Source organism: Paenibacillus sp. (genome assembly GCF_035645235.1).
Lineage (GTDB): Bacteria > Bacillota > Bacilli > Paenibacillales > YIM-B00363 > Paenibacillus_AE.
Map to the genome: position 1 here is coordinate 1 of NZ_DASQMZ010000115.1, position 2362 is coordinate 2362.

3 protein-coding genes are annotated in these 2362 nt (G+C 61.5%); 2 read left to right on the forward strand and 1 reads right to left on the reverse strand.

From position 1 onward, the window contains the following. Positions 1 to 595, forward strand: a 595-nt coding sequence (serC, locus tag VEZ38_RS10585; RefSeq protein WP_324893326.1) for a 3-phosphoserine/phosphohydroxythreonine transaminase, incomplete at its 5' end; no start/stop codon positions are given. Positions 596 to 1000: 405 nt separating this feature from the next. Here serC and VEZ38_RS10590 read toward each other — a convergent pair. Then, positions 1001 to 1720, reverse strand: a complete 720-nt coding sequence (locus VEZ38_RS10590) for a response regulator transcription factor (protein ID WP_324893327.1) — start codon at positions 1718 to 1720, stop codon at positions 1001 to 1003. Positions 1721 to 1842: 122 nt separating this feature from the next. On the opposite strand from VEZ38_RS10590, the gene trmL reads away from it, so the two are divergent. Beyond that, complete coding sequence (trmL, locus tag VEZ38_RS10595) at positions 1843 to 2313, forward strand: tRNA (uridine(34)/cytosine(34)/5-carboxymethylaminomethyluridine(34)-2'-O)-methyltransferase TrmL (protein ID WP_324893328.1); 471 nt, start codon at positions 1843 to 1845, stop codon at positions 2311 to 2313. Positions 2314 to 2362 lie beyond the last annotated feature (49 nt).

Here is a 2362-nt window from a genome sequence, read left to right on the forward strand (position 1 = left end):
GGGCGGCGTGCCGCTCATCGCGGATATGTCCAGCGACATTCTGAGCCGGCCGCTCGACGTGTCGAAGTTCGCGCTGATCTACGCGGGCGCGCAGAAAAACCTAGGGCCGTCGGGCGTCACCGTCGTCATCGCGAAGGACGAGCTCGTCGACCAGTCGCCGGAGCATCTCGCGACGATGCTGCGGTACGATACGCATGCGGCGAACAATTCGCTTTACAACACGCCGCCGTCCTTCTCCGTATATATCATGAACCTCGTGCTTAAGTGGATCGAATCCGAAGGCGGTCTTGCGGGGATCGAACGCCGTAACGTCGAGAAGACGGACCTGATCTACCGGGCGATCGACGAGAGCGAAGGCTTCTACCGCGGCCACGCCGACGCGCCGTACCGCTCGCGCATGAACATAACGTTCCGGCTGTCGAACGAGGAAGACGAGAAGGCGTTCCTGAAGGCGGCGGACGCGGCGGGCTTCATCGGTCTGAAAGGGCACCGAAGCGTCGGCGGCTGCCGCGCGTCGACGTACAACGCGGTGCCGTACGAATCTTGCGCGGCGCTGGCGGAGTTCATGCACGATTTCCGCCGGAAGCGGCAATAAGCGTTAAACTTGACGAATTGCAAAGGGTTCCGTCATATGACGGTAACGAAGCCGAGGAAGCACCTCGCCTAAGCGCCGCGCAACACGCGGCCTAGGCGGGGTGTTTTGCGTGAGGGGGACATTTTCGCAGGAAGAGGGGAAGGGAAGTGAGAAAGAAAAGGCCGGTCGATCGGGCGAAAGAGGAAATGGAAACGGTACGATGGGGAGGAGGCGCGGCGCAACCCGGTTATCGAGGAGCGGTACGAATTCGTCGAGGGCAGCGGCAAGTTCGAGCTGCATGAGACGTATGCGCCAGGGAATGCGCTGACGTCGCCGGCGATCGGCTGCGCGGCGCTCGACATGGACGAGCCGTTCGCGAGCGCGGCGCCGGAGGGGCAGCCCCGCCGACGCGTCGACTTCCCCGCGCTACCCGTTCGAAGCGGCTTGCTTGTCCGCGGCATCGCTCAGCTTGTACCCGACATTGCGGACCGTTACAATATACTCAGGATTGCGAGGATTCGCTTCGATCTTGTCCCGGAGATGGCTGATGTGGACGTCGACGATGCGCGTGTCGCCGAGGAAATGATAATCCCAGACGCCTTGCAGCAGCTGCTGCCGCGACAACACCTTGCCCCGGTGCTTAATGAGGAACAGGAGCAGTTCGAACTCCTTCGGCGTCAGGTCGACGGGCTGACCGTCCAACGTCGCTTCCCGCTGCTCCGGCTTCACGGCGAGGCCGCCGTGCACGAGCGTCTCGTCCGCCTGCAACGCGGGCAGCGCGGTCGTCCGGCGCAAAATCGCGCGAATGCGGGAGATCAGCTCTTGGGGAGAGAACGGCTTCGTCATATAATCGTCTGCCCCGTTATCGAGGCCGGCGATGCGATCGGGGAGCTCTTGCAGCGCGGTCAGCATGACGACGGGCACCATGTTGCCCTCCTCGCGGAGCCGGCGGCACACCTCGAGACCGTTCATTTTCGGCAGCATAAGGTCCAACACGAGCACGTCGGGACGGAACGATGGGAGGACGCGGAAGACGGCTTCGCCGTCGGCTACGCATTGCACGTCGAATCCGGCCAGCTTCAAGTTGAACTCGATGAGCATCGAGATGGACGGTTCGTCGTCGACGACGAGAATTTTTCTGGTCATGGCGTGGCTCCGCTCCTTATAGTGAAGTATCCTCATTATGCGATACGGCCGTCAACGCCGGATTAACGGATGATTAAATTTGTGTAAAACGTAAACAGAAGCGACTCAAGGAGGATTCTAACGTGGCATTCCATGTCGTGCTCGTCGAACCGGAAATTCCGGCCAACACGGGCAATATTTCGCGCACTTGCGCAGGCACCGACACGCATCTGCATCTCGTGCGGCCGCTCGGCTTCTCGATCGAAGACAAAGACTTAAAGCGGGCGGGGCTCGACTATTGGCCGTCCGTTAAGCTGCACGTGCACGACTCGTTCGACGAGGTGCTCGAGCAGTACGGCGGCGGGCGCATGTTCTTCGCCACGACGAAGGGCAGCCGCAGCTATACGGACTTCGAGTACCAGGACGGGGATATGTTCGTGTTCGGGCGAGAGACGAAGGGGCTGCCGGATTCGATTCTCTCGCGGTTCCCGGAGCGCCGCATTCGGATTCCGATCAACGACAACATCCGGTCGCTCAATCTGTCCAACTCGGCGGCGATCGTGCTGTTCGAAGCGCTGCGGCAGGCCGATTTCCCCGGGCTGAGACGGGGGTAACGCGATGGAGCTGGAGTGGACCGGCGAGCGCGTCATTCCGAAGCTGATG